16 protein-coding genes are annotated in these 19,464 nt (G+C 59.1%); 5 read left to right on the plus strand and 11 right to left on the minus strand.

The window, feature by feature from the left end:
- Positions 1-3 precede the first annotated feature (3 nt).
- The 9 genes from yejF to HMPREF1024_RS24710 form a co-directional block, all read right to left on the minus strand.
- On the minus strand, positions 4-1,593 hold the full coding sequence (gene yejF / locus HMPREF1024_RS24750; RefSeq protein WP_004151118.1) for a microcin C ABC transporter ATP-binding protein YejF: 1,590 nt from the start codon (positions 1,591-1,593) through the stop codon (positions 4-6).
- Position 1,594: 1 nt separating this feature from the next.
- The gene (locus tag HMPREF1024_RS24745; protein WP_002912972.1) at positions 1,595-2,620 is read right to left on the minus strand and encodes a microcin C ABC transporter permease; all 1,026 of its coding nucleotides are present in this window, start codon (positions 2,618-2,620) and stop codon (positions 1,595-1,597) included.
- Complete coding sequence (locus tag HMPREF1024_RS24740; protein ID WP_004200501.1) at positions 2,620-3,714, minus strand: microcin C ABC transporter permease YejB; 1,095 nt, start codon at positions 3,712-3,714, stop codon at positions 2,620-2,622. The genes HMPREF1024_RS24745 and HMPREF1024_RS24740 overlap by 1 nt, the downstream gene beginning before the upstream one ends.
- A gap of 9 nt (positions 3,715-3,723) precedes the next feature.
- Complete coding sequence (locus HMPREF1024_RS24735) at positions 3,724-5,529, minus strand: extracellular solute-binding protein (protein WP_009307406.1); 1,806 nt, start codon at positions 5,527-5,529, stop codon at positions 3,724-3,726.
- A gap of 68 nt (positions 5,530-5,597) precedes the next feature.
- Entirely contained in the window at positions 5,598-7,160 is a 1,563-nt protein-coding gene (locus HMPREF1024_RS24730; protein ID WP_002912968.1) for a cyclic di-GMP phosphodiesterase, read from the minus strand.
- A gap of 188 nt (positions 7,161-7,348) precedes the next feature.
- A complete protein-coding gene (mepS, locus tag HMPREF1024_RS24725) occupies positions 7,349-7,918 on the minus strand; it encodes a bifunctional murein DD-endopeptidase/murein LD-carboxypeptidase (RefSeq protein WP_002912967.1) in 570 nt (189 codons plus the stop codon).
- A gap of 426 nt (positions 7,919-8,344) precedes the next feature.
- The gene (locus tag HMPREF1024_RS24720) at positions 8,345-9,058 is read right to left on the minus strand and encodes a phosphatase PAP2 family protein (protein ID WP_002912965.1); all 714 of its coding nucleotides are present in this window, start codon (positions 9,056-9,058) and stop codon (positions 8,345-8,347) included.
- 37 nt (positions 9,059-9,095) lie between these two features.
- Entirely contained in the window at positions 9,096-10,073 is a 978-nt protein-coding gene (locus HMPREF1024_RS24715; RefSeq protein ID WP_004144255.1) for a GTP-binding protein, read from the minus strand.
- 121 nt (positions 10,074-10,194) lie between these two features.
- Complete coding sequence (locus HMPREF1024_RS24710; protein ID WP_009307407.1) at positions 10,195-11,661, minus strand: mannitol dehydrogenase family protein; 1,467 nt, start codon at positions 11,659-11,661, stop codon at positions 10,195-10,197.
- A gap of 207 nt (positions 11,662-11,868) precedes the next feature.
- Here HMPREF1024_RS24710 and uxuA point away from each other — a divergent pair, with 207 nt between their 5' ends.
- On the plus strand, positions 11,869-13,059 hold the full coding sequence (gene uxuA, locus HMPREF1024_RS24705; RefSeq protein WP_002912952.1) for a mannonate dehydratase: 1,191 nt from the start codon (positions 11,869-11,871) through the stop codon (positions 13,057-13,059).
- A 70-nt stretch (positions 13,060-13,129) separates the two neighbouring features.
- Here uxuA and yeiP read toward each other — a convergent pair whose 3' ends face one another.
- Positions 13,130-13,702: an elongation factor P-like protein YeiP gene (yeiP, locus tag HMPREF1024_RS24700; protein ID WP_002912951.1), complete on the minus strand. Its 573-nt coding sequence runs from the start codon at positions 13,700-13,702 to the stop codon at positions 13,130-13,132.
- Positions 13,703-13,849: 147 nt separating this feature from the next.
- Here yeiP and HMPREF1024_RS24695 point away from each other — a divergent pair, with 147 nt between their 5' ends.
- A complete protein-coding gene (locus HMPREF1024_RS24695; protein WP_004175066.1) occupies positions 13,850-14,104 on the plus strand; it encodes a YkgJ family cysteine cluster protein in 255 nt (84 codons plus the stop codon).
- A gap of 39 nt (positions 14,105-14,143) precedes the next feature.
- Here HMPREF1024_RS24695 and setB read toward each other — a convergent pair whose 3' ends face one another.
- Entirely contained in the window at positions 14,144-15,325 is a 1,182-nt protein-coding gene (gene setB / locus HMPREF1024_RS24690) for a sugar efflux transporter SetB (RefSeq protein ID WP_004151122.1), read from the minus strand.
- A gap of 336 nt (positions 15,326-15,661) precedes the next feature.
- Here setB and fruB point away from each other — a divergent pair, with 336 nt between their 5' ends.
- The 3 genes from fruB to fruA are packed head-to-tail and all read left to right on the plus strand — an operon-like array spanning position 15,662 to position 19,442.
- Positions 15,662-16,792: a fused PTS fructose transporter subunit IIA/HPr protein gene (fruB, locus tag HMPREF1024_RS24685; protein ID WP_002912947.1), complete on the plus strand. Its 1,131-nt coding sequence runs from the start codon at positions 15,662-15,664 to the stop codon at positions 16,790-16,792.
- On the plus strand, positions 16,793-17,731 hold the full coding sequence (gene fruK / locus HMPREF1024_RS24680; protein WP_002912941.1) for a 1-phosphofructokinase: 939 nt from the start codon (positions 16,793-16,795) through the stop codon (positions 17,729-17,731). It abuts the gene before it with no gap.
- A 16-nt stretch (positions 17,732-17,747) separates the two neighbouring features.
- Positions 17,748-19,442: a PTS fructose transporter subunit IIBC gene (fruA, locus tag HMPREF1024_RS24675; RefSeq protein ID WP_009307408.1), complete on the plus strand. Its 1,695-nt coding sequence runs from the start codon at positions 17,748-17,750 to the stop codon at positions 19,440-19,442.
- Positions 19,443-19,464 lie beyond the last annotated feature (22 nt).

Below are 19,464 nucleotides of genomic sequence, written 5' to 3' on the forward strand. Positions count from 1 at the left end.
CCGTCAGCTTAGCGCCAGCAGCTGGCGGGTATACTCATGCCGGGGTGCGCTGAAGACGGACTTGCACTCGCCCTGTTCGACCACCTCTCCCTGACGCAGCACCATCACCTGGTGACACAGCGCCCGCACCACGCCTAAATCATGGCTGATAAAAATATAGGCCAGCTGATGCTTTCGCTGTAAGGCTTTCAGCAGGTTCAGGATCTGCGCCTGAACGGTTTTGTCCAGCGATGAGGTCGGTTCATCGAGGACGATCAGCTGCGGTTTGACGATCAACGCTCTGGCGATGGCGATACGCTGTCGCTGGCCACCGGAGAACGCCGCCGGATAGCGCTGGCGGCTGGCCGGGTCGAGGCCGACCTCCTGCATGGCAAGGATCACCGCCTGTTCGCGTTCGGCCGCCGTCAGCGTCGGCTGGTGGACGCGCAAGCCTTCCTCAATGATCTGCTGCGCCGTGAGGCGCGGATTGAGCGACGAGTTCGGATCCTGAAAAACCACCTGCATCTGTCGGCGCAGCGGTAGCAGCTGTCGGCGGTTACGGCCCTGAATCGGCTGGCCGGCGAAGGTTATCTTGCCCCCGGACGGGATCAGGCGCAGCAGGGCCAGGCCGGTGGTACTTTTACCGGAACCCGATTCCCCCACCAGGCCCAGCGTCTCGCCGGCGCGCAGCTGAAAGCTAAGGCTGTTGACCACCCGATGATGATCGACCACCCGACGCAGGATCCCTTTGCGAACGGGAAACGCCACCTTTAAATCGTCCGCCTGCAGCAGCACCGGGGCATCGGCGGCCAGCGGCACCGGCTCCCCGTCCGGCTCGCTATCCAGCAGGCGTTGGGTGTAGGGATGCGCTGGCGCGCTGAACAGCGCCCGACAGTCATTGTGTTCCACGCAGCGGCCGTTCTGCATAACCGCCACCCGGTCAGCCAGCTGGCGGACGATGCTCAGGTTATGAGTGATAAACAGCAGCCCCATGTTCAGCTCCTGCTTCAGCTCGCGCAGCAGTTGCAGAATTTGCGCCTGCACCGATACGTCCAGGGCGGTAGTCGGCTCGTCGGCGATCAGCAGCTCCGGGCGAGTCAGCAGCGCCATGGCGATCATCACCCGCTGGCGCTCGCCACCGGAGAGCTGATGCGGATAGTCCGCCAGCCGCCGCGGCGCCTGACGGATCCCGACGCGCTCCAGGCAGTCGAGGATCTCCCCGCGCGCCGCCTGTTTGCGCATTCCCCGGTGTAACGACAGCACCTCGTAGAGCTGTTTTTCCAGGGTGTGCAGGGGATTGAGCGATACCATCGGCTCCTGAAAGATCATCGCGATCCGGTTGCCGCGCACGCCGCGCAGGGTCGCCTCATCCGCATGCAGCAGCGACTGGCCATGAAAACGGATGTCACCGCTGGGGTAGCTGGCCGGCGGGGTAGGGAGCAGCCGCAGCACCGACAGGGCGGAGATGCTCTTACCTGAGCCGGATTCGCCCACCAGCGCCAGCGTTTCGCCGACCGCCACCTCGAGCGACAGATTATGCACCACGGTCTGCGTCTCGCCCTGCTGGCGAAAGGCAATAGAGAGATTGTCGATAGCTAATAGCGGGTGGGTCATATTACACCGCCTTACTCGGGTCAAAGGCGTCGCGAACCGCTTCACCGATAAAAATCAGTAGCGTCAGCAGCACGGCGACGGAGAGAAATGCGGCAATGCCCAGCCAGGGCGCCTGCAGGTTGTTTTTGCCCTGCAGCAGCAGCTCGCCGAGGGAGGGCGAGCCGAGCGGCAGGCCGAAGCCGAGAAAATCCAGCGACGTCAGGGTGGTAATGGAGCTGCACAGGATAAAGGGCAGGAAGGTGAGGGTCGCCACCATCGCGTTGGGCAACATATGCCGCAGGATGATCTGCCGGTCGCTAACCCCTAACGCCTGCGCCGCCCGAACATAGTCGTAGTTGCGGGTGCGGAGAAATTCCGCGCGCACCACGCCCACCAGCGTCATCCAGCCAAAGAGAACGGTGATTGCCAACAGCCACCAGAAACCCGGCTGCACGACGCTGGAGAGCAGGATAATCAGGAACAGCGTTGGCATGCCGGACCAGACTTCGATAAAGCGCTGCCCCCACAGGTCGATTTTACCGCCGTAGTAACCCTGTATCGCTCCGGCCAGCACCCCCAGCACGCTGGAGAACAGCGTCAGCAGCAGACCGAAGAGCACCGAGATGCGTGTCCCATAGAGGATCCGCGCCAGCACATCGCCGCCGTTGGCGTCGGTGCCGAGCCAGTTGCTGGCCGAGGGCGGCGATGGAAAGGGAACCGTGCTGGCAAAATTAATTGTCGTCGCGCCGAAGCGCACTGGCGGCCATAGCGCCCAGCCGTGAGTCGCCAGCTGCTGCTGCAGCCAGGGATCCTGATAGTCGGCGGCGGTGGCGAACGCGCCGCCGAAGGTTTGCTCGGTGTAGTTTTTTAACACCGGGACGTACAGCTGGCCCCGGTACTGCACCAGCAGCGGGCGATCGTTGGCCAGCAGCTCGGCGCCCAGGCTGCAAAGAAAGAGAATTAAAAACAGCCACAGCGACCAGTAGCCGCGACGGTTGTGGCGAAAGCGCGCCCAGCGGGCCTGATTAACGGGACTGAAGAAAGACATTAGCGGCCCTCAAAATCAATGCGCGGGTCGACCAGCGTATAGCTGATATCGCTGACGATATTCAGCAGCAGGCCAATCAGAGTGAAAATATAGAGCGTGCCAAACATCACCGGATAGTCGCGGGAGACCGTCGCTTCATAGCCCAGCAGACCCAGGCCGTTTAGCGAGAACATCACTTCGATCAGCAACGAGCCGGTAAAGAACATACTGATAAAGGTGGCCGGGAAGCCGGCGATTACCAGCAGCATGGCGTTACGGAACACGTGTCCCCAGAGGATCTGTTTCTCACCAACGCCTTTGGCGCGGGCGGTGACCACATACTGTTTGCGGATCTCGTCGAGGAAGCTGTTTTTGGTCAGCATAGTCAGCGCGGCAAAGCCGCCAATTACCGTCGCCAGCACCGGCAGGGTGATGTGCCACAGGTAGTCGAGGATCTTCTGATACCAGGGGAGGGTGTCGAAATTTGGCGAGACCAGACCGCGCAGCGGGAAGAGGTCGAAATAGCTGCCGCCGGCAAAAATCACGATCAGCAGGATGGCGAACAGAAAGGCAGGGATCGCATAGCCAATGATAATCAGCGTACTGCTCCAGATATCAAAGCGGCTGCCGTTGCTGACCGCTTTGCGGATGCCCAGCGGAATGGAGACCAGATAGATAATCAGCGTGCTCCACAGCCCGAGGCTCACCGAGACCGGCAGGCTGTCTTTAATCAGCTGCAGCACGGAGGCGCTGCGAAACAGGCTGTCGCCGAAATCAAAGCGCAGATAATCGCCCAGCATCTTCAGATAGCGTTCGTGCAGCGGTTTATCGAAGCCGTAGCGGTGGGTGATCTCGGCGATGACTTCCGGGTCGAGGCCGCGCCCGCCGCGATAGTGACCCTCGCTGATATTGCCTGCGCCGGTGCGGGCATGGCTGGCGCCCATCCCGCCGTCGCCAGCCCCCGGCATCCCGCCGCGCTGATTAAACTCGATGGCGGCGATGGCCTGATCGACCGGGCCGCCAGGCGCGATCTGGACAATAAAAAAGTTAATGGTGATGATGGCCCACAGGGTGGGGATGACTAACAGCAAACGGCGGATCAGGTAGCTGCCCATGGGATGTCCTTAGCGTCTGTCCGCGGGGAGGGTGGCCGCTTTGTTCACGTCGTACCACCAGGTATCGAGGCCGGACGAATAGATGGGGCGGGTCGCGGGGAAAGAGAACTTATTCCACCACGCGGTGCGGTCCTGCGCCATATACCACATCGGCAACATGTAGTTATTCCAGGTCAGCACACGATCCAGCGCCCGACCGAGAGGGATCAGTTTCTGCTTATTGCCCTGCCACTGCAGGATCTGCGCAATCAGCTTATCCACTACCGGGCTTTGCACCCCCGGCGCGTTGTAGCTGGAGTGAATATAGTCGGACGCCCAGGAGATTTGCAGGTCGGTCCCCGGCCAGGGCATGGCGCGCCACAGGCTTGGCATCATGTCGTAATCCCGGCTGCGGCGGCGGTTGCTGTACTGCGAATTATCAACCTGACGAATATCCATGACGATCCCCAGACGCTGCAGGTTGTGCTGAAACGGCAGCACCCAGCGGTCATTGCCTCCGGCCGGCAGCAGTAGCTCAAAGCGCAGCGGCTTGCCGGTGGCGGCGTTGACCCGGCGCTGGTTCTTCACCGTCCAGCCCGCCGCATTGAGCAGGGCGTCGGCTTTGAGTAAGTTTGCGCGGTCGAAGCCATCGCCGCGGGAGACCGGCGGCTGGTAAACCTGGCTGAAGAGCTCCGGGGGCAGTTCTTTTTTCATCGGCGTCAGCAGGGCCAGCTCGGCTGCGTCGGGCAGGCTGCGGGCGGCATATTCGGTGTTCTGGAAATAGCTGTTGGCGCGCTGATAGGCGCTGTAAAACAGCGCCTTGTTCATCCATTCGAAATCGAACGCCAGGGTAATGGCCTGCCGCACCCGGCGATCGGCAAAAATCGGGCGCTGAATATTGAACGCCAGCCACTGGGTATCCTGCGCCGAGGTATTGGTATGCTCATCTTTAATGATGTAGCCGCGGCTGAAGTTGCGACCGACGTAGCGGGTAGCCCAGTTTTTGGCGACGGTCTCTTCCCGGCGATCGACGGCTCCCGCTTTAAAGGCTTCGAAAGCGACATTGTCGTCGAGATAATAGTCATAGCGCAGCGTATCGAAATTCCAGCGACCGCGGTTGACCGGCAGGTCGGCCGCCCAGTAGTCGGCGACGCGGGAATAGGTAATATATTGCCCCATTCGCCAGGCGCTGATGCGGTATGGCCCGCTGGCCAGCGGCGGCTTCGACAGCGGGTCGCTGAGTTTGTGCTGGCGCCAGAACGCCTCGGGCATCACCGGCAGGCTCAGCAGACTCAGCATGTTCTCTTTGCCGGGCTGGCCGAGGTCAATACGCACGGTCAACGGCGCGATGGCCTTCACGGTGGTGCCTTTATAAAACAGGCGAAACTGCGGCACCCCTTCGGTCATAAACTTGTTGAAGGTAAACGCCACATCGCGGGCGGTGATCGGCGTGCCGTCATGGAAGCGGGCGCGCGGGTTGAGCGCGATCTCCATCCAGGAATAGTCCTCGGCATAGCGCGCCCGCTCGGCAATCAGCGGGTAGTAGCTGCCGGGCTCATCATCCGAGGTGGTGAACAGGGTATCGTAGAGCGCCTCCGTGCGTACCGCGGGGTTGCCGCGCAGCGCATAACGGTTGAAGTTATCAAAGGTGCCGATCGCCGCCAGGGTGAGGGTGCCGCCTTTCGGCGCCCTGGGATTGACGTAATCAAAATGACTGAAACCGGCGGCGTATTTCGGTTCGCCGATAATCGCGAAGGCTACGCTTTCCTGAATGGTTTGCGCCTTAGCGTCCAGGCTAAACAGAGCCAGCAGAATCAGAAAGAGGCGCGCATACATAGGCGGCAGAATACCCTGTCATGGCCGGCCCCCATGGCCGACATCCGTTCCCGCATCATAAGTGAGACTTAGCGCGTTGTGAAATAGTTCGCGGGTTCATCGTGCGCAGCCACCAGCCCGGCCAGCGACAGCGGTCGGCTGATCCAGTACCCCTGCAGGAAATGAACGCCCTGGCCGCGAAGCCACTCCGCCTGTTCCTGGGTCTCCACCCCTTCGGCGACGGTCATTAATTTCAGCCGGCGGCTGAGGGTCAGTACCGCATCCAGCACCGGCGAGGTTACTGTTTCAGTACCAATCGCCTGCACAAAACCGCGATCGATCTTCAGATAATCGAAGTTATAGCGTTCGAGATAGATCAGCGCGCTATGCCCGGTGCCGAAATCATCAATCGCGATTTCGAATCCCTGGCGGTGGAGCCAGGCGAAGTTAGCCATCGATTTTTCTTTATCAATCATCGCCCGCTCGGTTACCTCCAGCACCACGTGAAAGTGGTCGGCTGGCAGCGCGGCGGCGAAGCGCAGCATATCGTCGCGGAAGCTGTCGGCCTGCAGATGGGCAGGGGAAATATTCAGCCCCAGCTTCACGCCGCGCGGCAGAATACGCTTCAACACCGCAGCGTCGCTGGCGATCAGCGCGAGCAGGTGATGGGTTAGCGGCACGATCATCTGCTGGGTTTCGGCCAGGTTAATAAAAACGTCGGGCGGAATTTCACCAACCACCGGATGGCGCCAGCGCATTAGGACCTCCACGCCGCTGATACGTAGAGTCTGAGCATTAACCACCGGCTGATAAACGATGTAGAACTGGTTATTTTTGATCCCCAGCAGAATGGATTTTCGCGGATCCGATTTGATCGTCAGCACGTAATAGCAGAGCAGCCCCGCCAGCAGGCCGCAGACGACCCCGAGCAGCAGAGCAAACTGCGTATTTTCCGCCAGCCAGCTGTTGGCATACAGGTAGACCTTCAGCGGTAAGCCCTCGATCTGTGCCTGGCGGATCGGCGCGTTATGCAGCGTTTGCGGATCCACCAGCCGATTACTGAAGGTGGAGATAGCGGTGTGATCGATGGCCAGCGCAATGCCGCTGAAATCGTTTTGCCGCGCGGAATAGAGGATATACGGCGTGAGATTAGCGTTAATCGACACGAAAATGCCGCTGTTTTGATCGCCGGGTTTACCTACCCACAGCGCCAGCGCCGCGCTCTTCGGCATCATCGGCGTGCCTGGTAAAATCGCCATAGCAACGGGTTTGCTGATATCGATGGCCGGGATCAGCTGGCTGAGGGGCGTATTCATGGCTCCCGTAGCCGATGAGCAAAAGGCGATGCCGTTTTTGACCAGCAGGAAAGCGCGGACGTTGGGGCTGAACGCGGCGTGGGAGGTAAGCCCGGAGTCAATATTCTCACAGGGCTGGTCCACCAGCGGCTGCAGGCCGTCAATGGTCTGGCGCAGGTCGTGAAAATAGCTTTTCAGATAGGTATTAACATTGTTGATAATGGCGTCGAAACGCTCGGCCCGGTTATGGTAGATCACCATAAACTGAATGCTCCCGGCCAACAGCGCGACGATGATCCCCACGCTCAGGCTGGTTAACCAGGTTTTACGCTGGGGCGAAAAGTAGCGAGTAAGCATAGCCAGATTCTTTCCGTGTTATTGAAGCGCATCAACGGAGTGTCGGTCGTCGTTTTTCTCATTCCCACTTAAAAGACATAGCTTATTTTGCGACGTTGAGAACCAGGTGGCAAAAAAAAACACTGCCTGGGGCAGTGTTTTTTATCCCGCAGCCAGCCAAGGGATAACCGGCGGCGGTGGAGGACAGTTTACGAGCGGCTCAGGACTCGACGCGCTTCATTGTAGCGCTTTTTCCAGTATGGCTCATCCATGCTGGAGATAGTCACCCCGCTGCTGGTGGAGGCGTGAACAAACTGGTTGTTGCCGAGGTAGATCCCGACATGGCGGCCGGTAGAGCCGGCGCGAAACAGAACCAGATCGCCTGTCCGCAGTTGGGCACGGGAAATCGATTTTCCGGTTTCCTGCTGTTCAGAAGTTGAACGCGGCAGTTCCAGACCAAATTGTTCGCGGAAGGTGCGCTGCACAAACGCTGAGCAGTCGATACCCTTGCGGGTGCTGCCGCCGAGGCGGTAACGCACGCCTTTCCAGCTGGCATACTGATCCATTAAACGGGACTTTACGTCCAGGTTACGGACCATCGTTTCAAATTCATCCTGAGAGGCTTGCAGTGATGATAAATCGCCACTACCCACAGCATGCGTCTCAGAATGCATATTCCTGGCGGTACTTGTTGAACTACACGCGGAAAGCAGAACCGCTACTGCAATCGCGGGGGCTACCCGCAAGATATATCTCAAAATCGGCTGAGATTTGACCATGCTGTTTATTTTCCCTTGTTGTCCTTAACGACAATGTCGTTATAAAAAATGCCAAACGTGTTAGAGCCTAAATACCCATCCGCAATGAGACAATTCCTTAAGCTTAAATTTGTGCAGTCACGCACAATTTTATTCATGCCCTGAATTAATGCTGCGGAAAAGGCAAAACGAGAACGAGATTACCCTATCAAACGCCGCATGGCGAGCGGTTTTGCGCGATTTCTTATAAGTATTTTGGTGACAAAAAGTGAATCATCGGGAAAGGCCAAAATTACGGCAATATCGGGCAAAAAACAGACAATTCCTTCATTTGTCACGGGATTAATGTGACAAGAAGATGAACGTCATGTTGAAAAAAAGGGAAAATGTAAAAAGGGACCCAAAAGGTCCCCTTATAGTTAATGACTCTGGCGGCTGCCGGAGACATTATTTGGCCGATATTCTGCTGGGTAAGTAGCGATCGAAAAAGGCGATCAATTTATCGCTCAGCGGGGTCATCAATACCCAGGGCGCGCCGATCAGCACGGCGGTCAGGGAGCCGACGGCAATATCGCTAAACCAGTGGGCGCCAATCATTACCCGCGGGAAAGCAAAGACCACAAAGATAATCAGCGCGACGCCCAGCGCGCGACGGCCAAAATAGCGCCACATAAAGCTGGCGAAGATCAGCAGCATCATCCCATGATCGCCAGGGAAGCTGTCCTTCGACGCATCCTTAGTGGGGAAGTTAACGACGTCGCTGACGCGGGTAATATCGCTAAAAAACAGCGACGGGCTGGCGCGCTGTACCGGCATCAGGTGTTGTGCGAGCTGGTTGATGATCACCGCCGCCAGCAGCATCACCAGGCCCATGATGGCGATCTGACGACGGCCTGCAGTCGGCGCCTTTAGCCAATAGCTCAGCATCAGGCAGCCCATCGCCAGCAGCGAACAGGCGTCGAAGGCGCGATTGTTGATGATCGCCAGCAGCCAGGCATAAGCATGGCTGACACTGACGCCATGGTTAAAGAAATGGAAGATCGCGGAGTCGACCGGCAACCACGCGCCATGGTTGGCTGGCAGATACCAGGAGCAAAATAGCGCTACACCCGCGATGTTAAGCAGCAGGATTAAAGGAATTCGGTTTTTCATCATAGCCATTGCGATTTTGTGACAGTCGGCGGCAACCTTAGCCGCCTTAACTTAAACGAAGCCTCAACAACGAGGTCTGGAGTGCGTTCCAGTCGGCTTCATTCGCGGAAATAAGCTCGATCCGGCTATCGGGCGGAGCGACGCTGAGGGTCTCGATATGGAGATCCTCCCCCTGACGGTTGATTCGCACCGCCCCCTCGGCAATGCGCATCACGCCTTTAACGCGCCCCACTGGCGCCAGCCTGGCCCATTCGAGCAGGCCGATGGTGTCAAAAACCGTCTCCGCGTCGAAGATCCAGCCGCAGCCCTGATAGCCCTGGCCATTGTTGAGATGTCGGCGCCAGCGCTGGTGTTCCGCCAGGCTGAGCGCGGCGAGGCCGGAAGTGGGGGAATGGCGGTGGGCGTGCTCCGCGCTCGCCGGCAGCGGGGCGGTGTTCCGTCGTGGCTCATCGAGCAGGGTCAGATCGATATTGCCCTGGATTGCCGACACCTTGCGACGCTCGCCGCCCCAGCGCTGCCACCAGTCGGCCAGCGCCCGGGCGCTTTCGGGGGTTTCCCGATCACTTTTATTCGCCACAATGATGTCCGCCGCGGCCAGCTGATCGCGGAAGTTGTCGTTGCTGACGGCTCTTTCATCCAGCAGCTGGCGGGGATCGAGGATGCACAGCGTGGCGCGCAGATCGATCCAGGGCTCATACACCGCCGCGGTGAGGATATCGAGGATCTGCTTTGGGTGGCCCAAACCGGTGGGTTCGATCAGCAGGCGATCGGGTTTGCCCTGGCGCAGCAGGGTGTTCAGCCCAACCTGCATCGGCAGGCCATTGACGCAGCACATGCAGCCGCCGGGGATCTCTTTGAGCAGGGCGCCGCTATCGGCCAGCAGCGCGCCGTCTATCCCGACTTCGCCAAACTCGTTAACCAGTACGGCCCATTTTTCATCCGCAGGCTTCTGCGCCAGCAGATGAAGAATCGAGGTCGTCTTACCGCTGCCGAGAAAGCCGGTGATCAAATTGGTTCTGGTCACTCTTTTTCTCCAGGATAAATGTAATGTTGTAACAGTTACGCCTATCCTGACGAAAAAAGGGGGAAAAGAGAAGTCCTGAGGCGGACAGAAGAGAATTCTGTCCGCATAAGCGCAAATATTGTTAAGAATTCAGCGCGTGGGCGACGGCCTCGCGGGCGCCGTGCGTCGCCAGCTGTTGCCAGGCGGCGCGGATCCCGGCGACAAACTGGGCGTTGTGCGGCAGGTCGCGGCCAAATATTTCCTCCAGCCCCAGCAGGGCGTCGACGCGCTGCTGCTCATCGCTCTGCGCCACCCGCAGCCGGATCTTGTCGACCAGCGGATCGCGCACGTCGATCGTCTGACCGGCGTCGTCCGTGCCGCTGACGTAGCGCATCCAGCCGGCCACGCCGAGAGCCAGCAGTGGCCAACGGCTGTCGCGCGCCAGATGTACGCGGATGCCATCGAGCATGCGCTGGGGCAGCTTCTGGCTACCGTCCATGGCGATTTGCCAGGTGCGGTGTTTGAGCGCCGGATTGCTGAAGCGGGCGATGAGACTGTCGGCATAGGCCAGCAGATCAACGCCGGTAATGGTCAGCGTCGGAGCCTGTTCGTCAAGCATCAGCTGGCGGGCGGCGCGGCGGAAGACGTCATCCCGCATGCAGTCGCTAATGTGCGCATGCCCTGCCAGATAGCCAAGCCAGGCGAGGAAAGAGTGGCTGCCGTTGAGCATCCGCAGCTTCATTTGCTCCCAGGGCAACACGTCATCGGTCATCTGCACGCCCGCCGTCTCCCAGGCGGGTCGCCCGGCGACAAAGTGATCTTCGACCACCCACTGAATGAAGGGTTCGCAACTGATGGCGCAGGGATCGTCGACCCCCAGCACGGCGGCGATTTCCGCCAGCGACTCCGGTGTGGCCGCGGGAACAATGCGATCCACCATGGTGCCCGGGAAGCTGACGTTGTCGGCGATCCAGTCCGCCAGCGCCGGGCTGCGTTTTTCCGCCATGCCGAGGATGGCATTTTTTACCACGTGACCGTTGTCGGGGATATTATCGCAGGAGAGCACGGTAAAGGGCGGAAGGCCTCGTTCCCGGCGGCGGGCCAGCGCTTCAACTAAAATACCGGGAGCTGACTGCGGCAGCGTCGGATTCTCCAGATCGTGAATAATGCGCGGATGCGTCGGATCCAGTTTCCCGGTCGCCGGATCGATGCAGTAGCCTTTTTCCGTAATGGTCAGCGAGACAATCGCTACCTGCGGCTCGCAAAATTTTTCGATAATCGCCGCCAGCGAATCGAGCCTGGCGTTCAGACATTCGTGCACCGCGCCGATCACAATGGGCTGGTTGCCGTCGGCGCCTTTTTCCAGCACGGTAAACAGATGGTCCTGTTCGCGAAGTTGGCTCATCAGCGTGTCGCCGCTGAACAGACTGATTTCACAGATCCCCCAGTCGCCGCCGACGTTATTCAGCACGCGATCGGTGAGCAGCGCCTGGTGCGCGCGGTGAAACGCGCCAAAGCCGAAATGGACAATACGCGAGCGGAGTTGGCTGCGATCGTATTGAGGGTATTGCACGTTCTTCGGTAGCGTAGCGGTTGCAATTGTTGTCATTCTTCCCACACCTGTTTAACTGCTTATTAACAATGCCAGTCTAAAGTTATATGACAGGAAGTTAAATTGGTAAGCCGAAATTATCCGCTGACTGTGAGCTGGATCAATCAATAGGCCAGCACTGTTTGCAGCCAGGTGAGAAACATGTATGGTAGTCGTCATGAGTGTCGCCATTATTGGTATAACAACTTTTGTGAGGGCATAGCGATGGAGCAAACCTGGCGGTGGTATGGGCCGAACGATCCGGTATCGCTTGATGATGTACGGCAGGCGGGGGCGACCGGCGTCGTCACTGCGCTGCACCATATTGCAAACGGTCAGGTATGGCCGGTCGACGAAATTAAAGCGCGTCAGGCGCTGTTAGCGGCAAAAGGGTTGACCTGGTCGGTCGTCGAAAGCATTCCCGTCCACGAGGATATTAAAACCCACAGCGGGCAGTATGCGACCTGGATTGCCAACTATCAGCAGAGCATCCGCAACCTCGCGGCCTGCGGCATCGATACCGTGTGCTACAACTTTATGCCGATCCTCGACTGGACGCGCACCGATCTGGAATATGAGCTGCCGGACGGCTCCCGGGCGCTGCGTTTCGATCAGATCGCTTTCGCCGCCTTTGAGCTGCATATCCTTAAACGCCCGGGAGCGGAAGCGGATTACAGTGAAGAAGAGCAGCGTCAGGCTGAGGTCTATTTCAAGGCGATGAGCGAAGCAGATATCGATAAACTGACTCGCAATATCATCGCCGGCCTGCCGGGAGCGGAAGAGGGCTACACCCTTGACCAGTTCCGCGCACGTCTGGCGGAGTACGACCACATTGATAAAGCGCAGCTGCGTGAAAATATGGCCTATTTCCTGCGCGCCATCGTGCCGGTGTGCGAAGAGGTAGGGATCCGTCTGGCTGTGCATCCGGACGATCCGCCGCGGCCGATCCTTGGCCTGCCGCGTATCGTGTCGACTATCGAAGATATGCAGTGGCTGAAGGAGACGGTGGACAGCATTAATAATGGCTTCACCATGTGTACCGGATCGTATGGCGTTCGCGCCGATAACGATCTGGTGAAGATGGTGGAGACCTTTGGCGATCGCATCCATTTTACCCATCTGCGCTCTACCTGCCGTGAAGCAAACCCGAAAACCTTCCACGAGGCGGCGCACCTTAGCGGCGACGTCAATATGGTGGCGGTGGTGGATGCTATCCTGCGTGAAGAGCAGCGGCGTAAACAGGCCGGCGATCTGCGCCCGATCCCATTTCGTCCGGATCATGGTCATCAGATGCTCGACGATCTGCGCAAGAAAACCAACCCAGGCTATTCGGCGATTGGCCGTCTCAAGGGGATGGCGGAAGTGCGCGGCGTCGAGCTGGCGCTGAAAATGACCAAATACCCTGAACTGCTGTAATCGCGGCAATGGGGATAATAAAAAGGACAGCCAGCGCTGTCCTTTTTTACTGTCGGGGCGTTACCGATGATTAATCCGCGCGGCCCATATAGCGGCACTCTTCGATATGAATGCGGATTTTCTCACCGGTGGTCAGGTATTCCGGCACCTGAATCACCAGGCCGGTGCTCATGGTGGCTGGCTTGGTGCGGGAGCTGGCGGACGCGCCTTTAATACCCGGCGCGGTTTCGATAATTTCCAGGTCAACGGTCTGCGGCAGCTCCAGCGCCAGCAGCTGGCCGTCCCAGGTCAGCACCTGCATGTCTGGCATCCCACCTTCCGGAATAAACTGCAGCTCTTCTTCAATCTGCTCTTTGGTAAAGGTGTAAGGGGTATAGTCTTCTTTATCCATGAACACGTATTCGTTGCCATCGACGTAGGAGAAGTCGACGAAACGGCGGGTCAGGGTGACGGTATCGACGATATCGTCGCCTTTGAAGCGCTCTTCTACTTTCAGGCCGGTGCGCACATCGGAGAAACGCATTTTATACAGTGTCGCAGCACCGCGGGCGCTGGGTGACTGAATATCAATATTTTTCACAATCAGCAGCTTGCCGTTGTAATTCAGCACCATACCTTTTTTAATTTCATTCGCTCTTGGCATTGCAGTAATCCTGTCACTTAACGAGTCAAAAATATCGCGTAAAACTACTCGCGCCCGGGCGTTCAGGCAAGCGGATTTCGCGAGTTTTGCTATCTTCTGGCAAAACGTTTAGGCTGTGGCGCAAAATGAGCGTTTGGGAGTCGGGTTGTGGAATGTCGTACTGATTGTGGCGCATGTTGCATCGCCCCCTCTATATCATCGCCGATCCCCGGCATGCCGCAGGGCAAGCCGGCTAACACACGTTGTATCCAGCTTTCCGAGCGCAATTTATGCCTTATTTTCGGCTCCCCTCTGCGCCCGAAGGTGTGCGCCAGCCTGCAGCCCTCGCCGGAGATGTGCCTCACCCACCGCGATGAAGCGATCACCTGGCTGCTGGAGCTTGAGCTGGCCACCGCGCCCTGAGCTCAACGCAGCAGATGAGAGGGATGGAAACCAATGTGCTTACACGTCTCTTATCCGCCACAGGCAGGCCTGAGTGACAACGCCCATCGCCAGCGCAATCCAGAACACCGCGTGATAGCTCCAGATCTCCGCCACTACCCCCGCCAGTGAACCGGCGATGATCCAGCCGACGCGGGTAGTATTGGTATAGAGGGTGGTGGCCGCGCCCGCCTGCCCCGGCATCAGGTCCTGGAAATAGAGCATGCCGATCCCGGCGAGGATCCCGATATAGATGGCGTTCAGCACCTGCATCGCCAGCAGCAGCGCTGGCGTATGCACCGTCAGCATGCCGACGTAAAACAGCACCCCGGCCACTGCAGAAAGACGCATCAGAAAGCGTTTGCCGAAACGCCGGGCGTAGTAACCGGCAATCAGCATGGTCGGAATTTCCAGTCCGGCGGCGGTGCCCATCATCAGCCCCGCCAGCTTCTCCGGCAGATGCAGCTCGTTAATGATAAACAGCGGCATGTTAATGATGTACAGGCTGTTAGTACCCCACATCAGAGTGCAGATGCTGAACAGCAGCAGCGCATCGCGGCGATGCGTGCGCGGAGCTTCCAGCCGGCCGGTCGCTACCGGCTTTGCTTTACGCATGCTGGGCAAGAATAGCCAGACCATGATCCCGCAGACGATAAACGCCGCCGCGGCGCTGAGATACATCGCGGTAAAACCAAATCCCATCGCCAGGGCGTAGGCCAGCGGGGGACCAATCACCCATGCCAGGGAGACCTGGGCACGTAAAATGGAGCTGAACATCACCGCTTCGCGGCCGGTCCTGTCGGCATGCTCCCGCGCGAGGGCAAACATCTGCGGGTTGGCGGTCGATCCAAAGCTGCTGAGAAAAACGCCGATGAACAGCAAAATGAAATAGTTGCGGTTCCAGGCAAAGAGTACGCAGGCCAGCACCCCCAGCAGACAGCAGACGACAATCAGCTGCTTGCGATCGCCCTGACGGTCGGAGCGGCCGGCGAGGAACTGACTGACCAGAATGCCAATAACCGCGCTGCCGGTAAAAAAGAAACCGACCATCGCCGGGCGGACGTGCACTTCGTTGGTCAGAAACAGGCTCAGGGTCGGGGTTTGCAGCGCCCCGGCAATACCCGTCAGAAAGGCGACGATTAAGAAGGCGGAAGAGGTGACATCGAACCCGCGTCGGGGGAGAGCGGCGCTACGGTTTTCCATGGGTTTGGTTTTCTGTAGTTTCAGGAGACGGCGCGGAGTTTACGCCTGCTGGCTAAAAATAAACAGTAGTATGGCACGAATAATTAAAAAGGCGTTTCAAAATATAGGGTTCAGCAAAAAGCTGACGTTCGAGGCGGTCGACAGCTAAGGCTTCAGCAAAAGTGTGCAGTACCTCTAAGTTCTGCAATCAAGTCGCTGACGTACCTTGCGCGTTGAGCAAGAAAGGTACAAAATTCTTGAAACGTTTCAGCGTCATTCGGCAATCCGTTCCCCGTCAGATGGCGCCTTTTTTCTCAAGTTAGCTGAAACGATTCAATTCAGCAGGAGAGGAGAACCATGTTCCAGTTATCTGTGCAGGATATTCATCCCGGCCAGCAGGCCGGTAATAAAGAAGAGGCCATCCGGCAGGTCGCCGCCGCGCTGGTCAGCGCCGGCAACGTGGCCGATGGCTACGTGAACGGCATGCTGGCTCGCGAGCAGCAGACCTCGACCTTCCTCGGCAACGGGATCGCGATCCCGCACGGCACGACGGATACGCGTGACCAGGTGCTGAAGACCGGCGTTCAGGTGTTTCAGTTCCCGCAGGGCGTCACCTGGGGTGAAGGGCAGACCGCCTATGTGGCGATCGGGATTGCCGCCAGCTCAGATGAACACCTCGGCCTGCTGCGTCAGCTGACCCACGTGCTGAGCGATGACGCGGTCGCCGCGCAGCTGCAGTCCGCCACCACCGCGGAAGAGCTGCGTGCGCTGCTGATGGGAGAGAAGCAGAGCGAAGCGCTGAAGCTGGATAACGAGACCCTCAGTCTCGACGTCGCGGCCAGCGATCTGCTGACCCTGCAGGCGCTGAACGCGGCGCGTCTGAAAGAAGTTGGCGCTGTCGATGCCGCCTTCGTTAGCCACGTCATTAACGATACGCCGCTGAACCTCGGTCAGGGCGTCTGGCTGAACGACAGTGCGGAAGGCAATTTGCGCAGCGCCGTGGCGGTCAGCCGCGCGGCTAACGCCTTTACCCGCGACGAGCAGCCGGTTTCCCTGCTGGTCACGGTGGCGATGGCCGACGAGCAGCCGACCGCAGTGCTGAACCGTCTGAGCAAGCTGCTGCTGGACAAGAAAGCTGAACATTTGCTGAAAGCCGATGCCGCCACCGTGCTGGCGCTGCTGACCAGCGACGACGCCATTGCCGAAGATGTGCTGAGCGCCGAATTCGTGGTGCGCAATGAACACGGCCTGCATGCCCGTCCGGGCACCATGCTGGTCAACACCATTAAACAATTTTCCAGCGACATCACCGTCACCAATCTCGACGGTTCCGGCAAGCCGGCTAACGGTCGCAGCCTGATGAAGGTTGTGGCGCTGGGTGTGAAAAAAGGTCACCGTCTGCGTTTTACCGCGCAGGGTGAGGATGCGCAACAAGCGCTGGATGCGATTGGCGAAGCGATCGCCGCAGGCCTTGGGGAGGGCGCATAAATGAGCAGACGTGTAGCAACGATTACGTTAAATCCGGCATACGACCTGGTGGGATTCACCCCGGAGATTGAACGCGGCGAAGTGAACCTGGTGCGCACCACCGGCCTGCACGCCGCCGGGAAAGGCATTAATGTGGCGAAAGTGCTGAAAGATCTCGGCATTGACGTCACCGTCGGCGGCTTCCTGGGTAAAGACAACCAGGACGGCTTTCAGCAGCTGTTCAGCGAGCTGGGGATCGCCAACCGTTTCCAGGTGGTGCAGGGCCGGACCCGTATCAACGTTAAGCTGACGGAAAAAGATGGCGAAGTGACCGATTTCAACTTCTCCGGCTTTGAAGTCACCCCGGGCGACTGGGAACGCTTTGTCAACGACTCCCTGAGCTGGCTCGGGCAGTTCGATATGGTCTGCGTCAGCGGCAGCCTGCCGTCCGGCGTTAGCCCGGAAGCCTTCACCGACTGGATGACCCGTCTGCGCAGTCAGTGCCCATGCATCATTTTCGACAGCAGCCGCGAAGCGTTGGTTGCCGGACTAAAAGCGGCGCCGTGGCTGGTGAAACCGAACCGTCGCGAACTGGAAATCTGGGCTGGCCGCAAGCTGCCGGAGATGAAAGATGTTATCGACGCCGCCCATGCGCTGCGCGAGCAGGGTATCGCCCACGTGGTGATCTCCCTGGGCGAAGAGGGCGCGCTGTGGGTCAACGCCTCTGGGGAGTGGATTGCTAAACCACCTTCAGTGGAAGTGGTCAGCACCGTTGGCGCCGGCGATTCGATGGTCGGCGGCCTGATTTACGGCCTGCTGATGCGTGAATCCAGCGAGCATACCCTGCGCCTGGCGACCGCCGTCGCTGCCCTGGCCGTCAGCCAGAGCAATGTAGGAATTACCGACCGTACCCAGTTGGCCGCGATGATGGCGCGCGTCGACTTACAACCCTTTAATTGACAGCAGGAGAGGCATAATGAAAACGCTGCTGATTATTGATGCCGGACTCGGACAGGCGCGCGCCTACATGGCGAAAACCCTGCTGGGTGCCGCGGCGCCGAAAGCGCACCTTGAGCTGATTGATAACCCGAATGACGCCGAACTGGCCATCGTGCTGGGAACCGCGCTGCCGGCCGATAGCGCGCTGAATGGTAAAAACGTTTACCTGGGCGATATTAACCGTGCTGTCGCCCATCCGGAGCTGTTCCTGGGAGAAGCGAAAGACCACGCTAAGCCCTACGTTGCGCCTGCGGCGGTAGCCGTTCCGGCCGCCGCTCAGGGGCAGAAACGCATTGTCGCTGTCACCGCCTGTCCGACCGGCGTCGCCCACACCTTTATGGCGGCAGAAGCCATCGAAACCGAAGCCAAAAAACGCGGCTGGTGGGTGAAGGTGGAGACCCGCGGCTCCGTTGGGGCGGGCAATGCCATCACCCCGGAAGAGGTGTCCGAGGCGGATCTGGTGATCGTCGCTGCCGATATCGAGGTGGACCTGGCGAAATTCGCCGGCAAGCCGATGTACCGCACCACCACCGGTCTGGCGCTGAAGAAAACCGCCCAGGAGCTGGATAAAGCGGTGGCGGAAGCCAAACCGTACCAGCCATCCGGCAAACCTCAGGCGGCTGCTGAAGGGAAAAAAGAGTCGGCGGGCGCCTATCGCCACCTGCTGACCGGCGTCTCCTATATGCTGCCGATGGTAGTGGCCGGGGGCCTGTGTATCGCGCTCTCCTTTGCCTTCGGGATCAAAGCGTTTGAAGTGAAAGACACCCTGGCGGCGGCGCTGATGCAGATCGGCGGCGGCTCGGCCTTCGCGCTGATGGTGCCGGTACTGGCAGGCTTTATCGCCTTCTCCATTGCCGACCGTCCGGGTCTGACCCCGGGCCTTATCGGCGGTATGCTGGCGGTTAGCGGCGGCTCCGGCTTTATCGGCGGGATCATCGCTGGTTTCCTTGCCGGTTATGTGGCGAAAGCCATCAGCACGAAGCTGAAACTGCCGCAGAGTATGGAAGCCCTGAAGCCAATCCTGATCATTCCGCTGGTCTCCAGCCTGATCGTGGGTTTGGCAATGATCTATCTGATCGGTAAACCGGTAGCCGGTATCCTCGCCTGGCTGACCCACTGGCTGCAAACCATGGGCACCGCCAACGCGGTTCTGCTGGGCGCGATCCTCGGCGCGATGATGTGTACCGACATGGGCGGGCCGGTAAACAAAGCGGCCTATGCCTTTGGCGTTGGCCTGCTGAGTACCCAGACCTATGCGCCGATGGCGGCGATCATGGCGGCCGGTATGGTGCCACCGCTGGCGATGGGTATCGCGACGCTGGTAGCGCGCAATAAGTTCGACAAAGGGCAGCGGGAAGGGGGCAAAGCCGCGCTGGTTCTTGGCCTGTGCTTTATCTCGGAAGGGGCGATTCCTTTTGCCGCCCGTGACCCGATGCGCGTTCTGCCGTGCTGTATCGTCGGCGGCGCGGTAACCGGCGCTATCTCCATGGCGGTCGGCGCGAAACTGATGGCGCCGCACGGCGGGCTGTTTGTTCTGCTGATCCCGGGGGCGATTACGCCGGTGCTGGGCTACCTGCTGGCGATTGTTGCCGGAACGCTGGTGGCGGGCCTTGCCTACGCCGTGCTGAAACGCCCTGAGGCGCAAACAGCGGAAGTTGAAAAAGCGGCATAATCCTACCGCAATAAAAAAGGGC

Source organism: Klebsiella sp. 4_1_44FAA (assembly GCF_000238715.1).
GTDB lineage: Bacteria > Pseudomonadota > Gammaproteobacteria > Enterobacterales > Enterobacteriaceae > Klebsiella > Klebsiella pneumoniae.

Coding starts and splice junctions, on each gene's coding strand:
- yejF (WP_004151118.1), bottom strand. CDS start 1,593: ATGACCCACCCGCTATTAGCTATCGACAATCTCTCTATTGCCTTTCGC.
- HMPREF1024_RS24745 (WP_002912972.1), bottom strand. CDS start 2,620: ATGTCTTTCTTCAGTCCCGTTAATCAGGCCCGCTGGGCGCGCTTTCGC.
- HMPREF1024_RS24740 (WP_004200501.1), bottom strand. CDS start 3,714: ATGGGCAGCTACCTGATCCGCCGTTTGCTGTTAGTCATCCCCACCCTG.
- HMPREF1024_RS24735 (WP_009307406.1), bottom strand. CDS start 5,529: ATGTATGCGCGCCTCTTTCTGATTCTGCTGGCTCTGTTTAGCCTGGAC.
- HMPREF1024_RS24730 (WP_002912968.1), bottom strand. CDS start 7,160: ATGCTTACTCGCTACTTTTCGCCCCAGCGTAAAACCTGGTTAACCAGC.
- mepS (WP_002912967.1), bottom strand. CDS start 7,918: ATGGTCAAATCTCAGCCGATTTTGAGATATATCTTGCGGGTAGCCCCC.
- HMPREF1024_RS24720 (WP_002912965.1), bottom strand. CDS start 9,058: ATGGCTATGATGAAAAACCGAATTCCTTTAATCCTGCTGCTTAACATC.
- HMPREF1024_RS24710 (WP_009307407.1), bottom strand. CDS start 11,661: ATGACAACAATTGCAACCGCTACGCTACCGAAGAACGTGCAATACCCT.
- uxuA (WP_002912952.1), top strand. CDS start 11,869: ATGGAGCAAACCTGGCGGTGGTATGGGCCGAACGATCCGGTATCGCTT.
- yeiP (WP_002912951.1), bottom strand. CDS start 13,702: ATGCCAAGAGCGAATGAAATTAAAAAAGGTATGGTGCTGAATTACAAC.
- setB (WP_004151122.1), bottom strand. CDS start 15,325: ATGGAAAACCGTAGCGCCGCTCTCCCCCGACGCGGGTTCGATGTCACC.
- fruB (WP_002912947.1), top strand. CDS start 15,662: ATGTTCCAGTTATCTGTGCAGGATATTCATCCCGGCCAGCAGGCCGGT.
- fruK (WP_002912941.1), top strand. CDS start 16,793: ATGAGCAGACGTGTAGCAACGATTACGTTAAATCCGGCATACGACCTG.
- fruA (WP_009307408.1), top strand. CDS start 17,748: ATGAAAACGCTGCTGATTATTGATGCCGGACTCGGACAGGCGCGCGCC.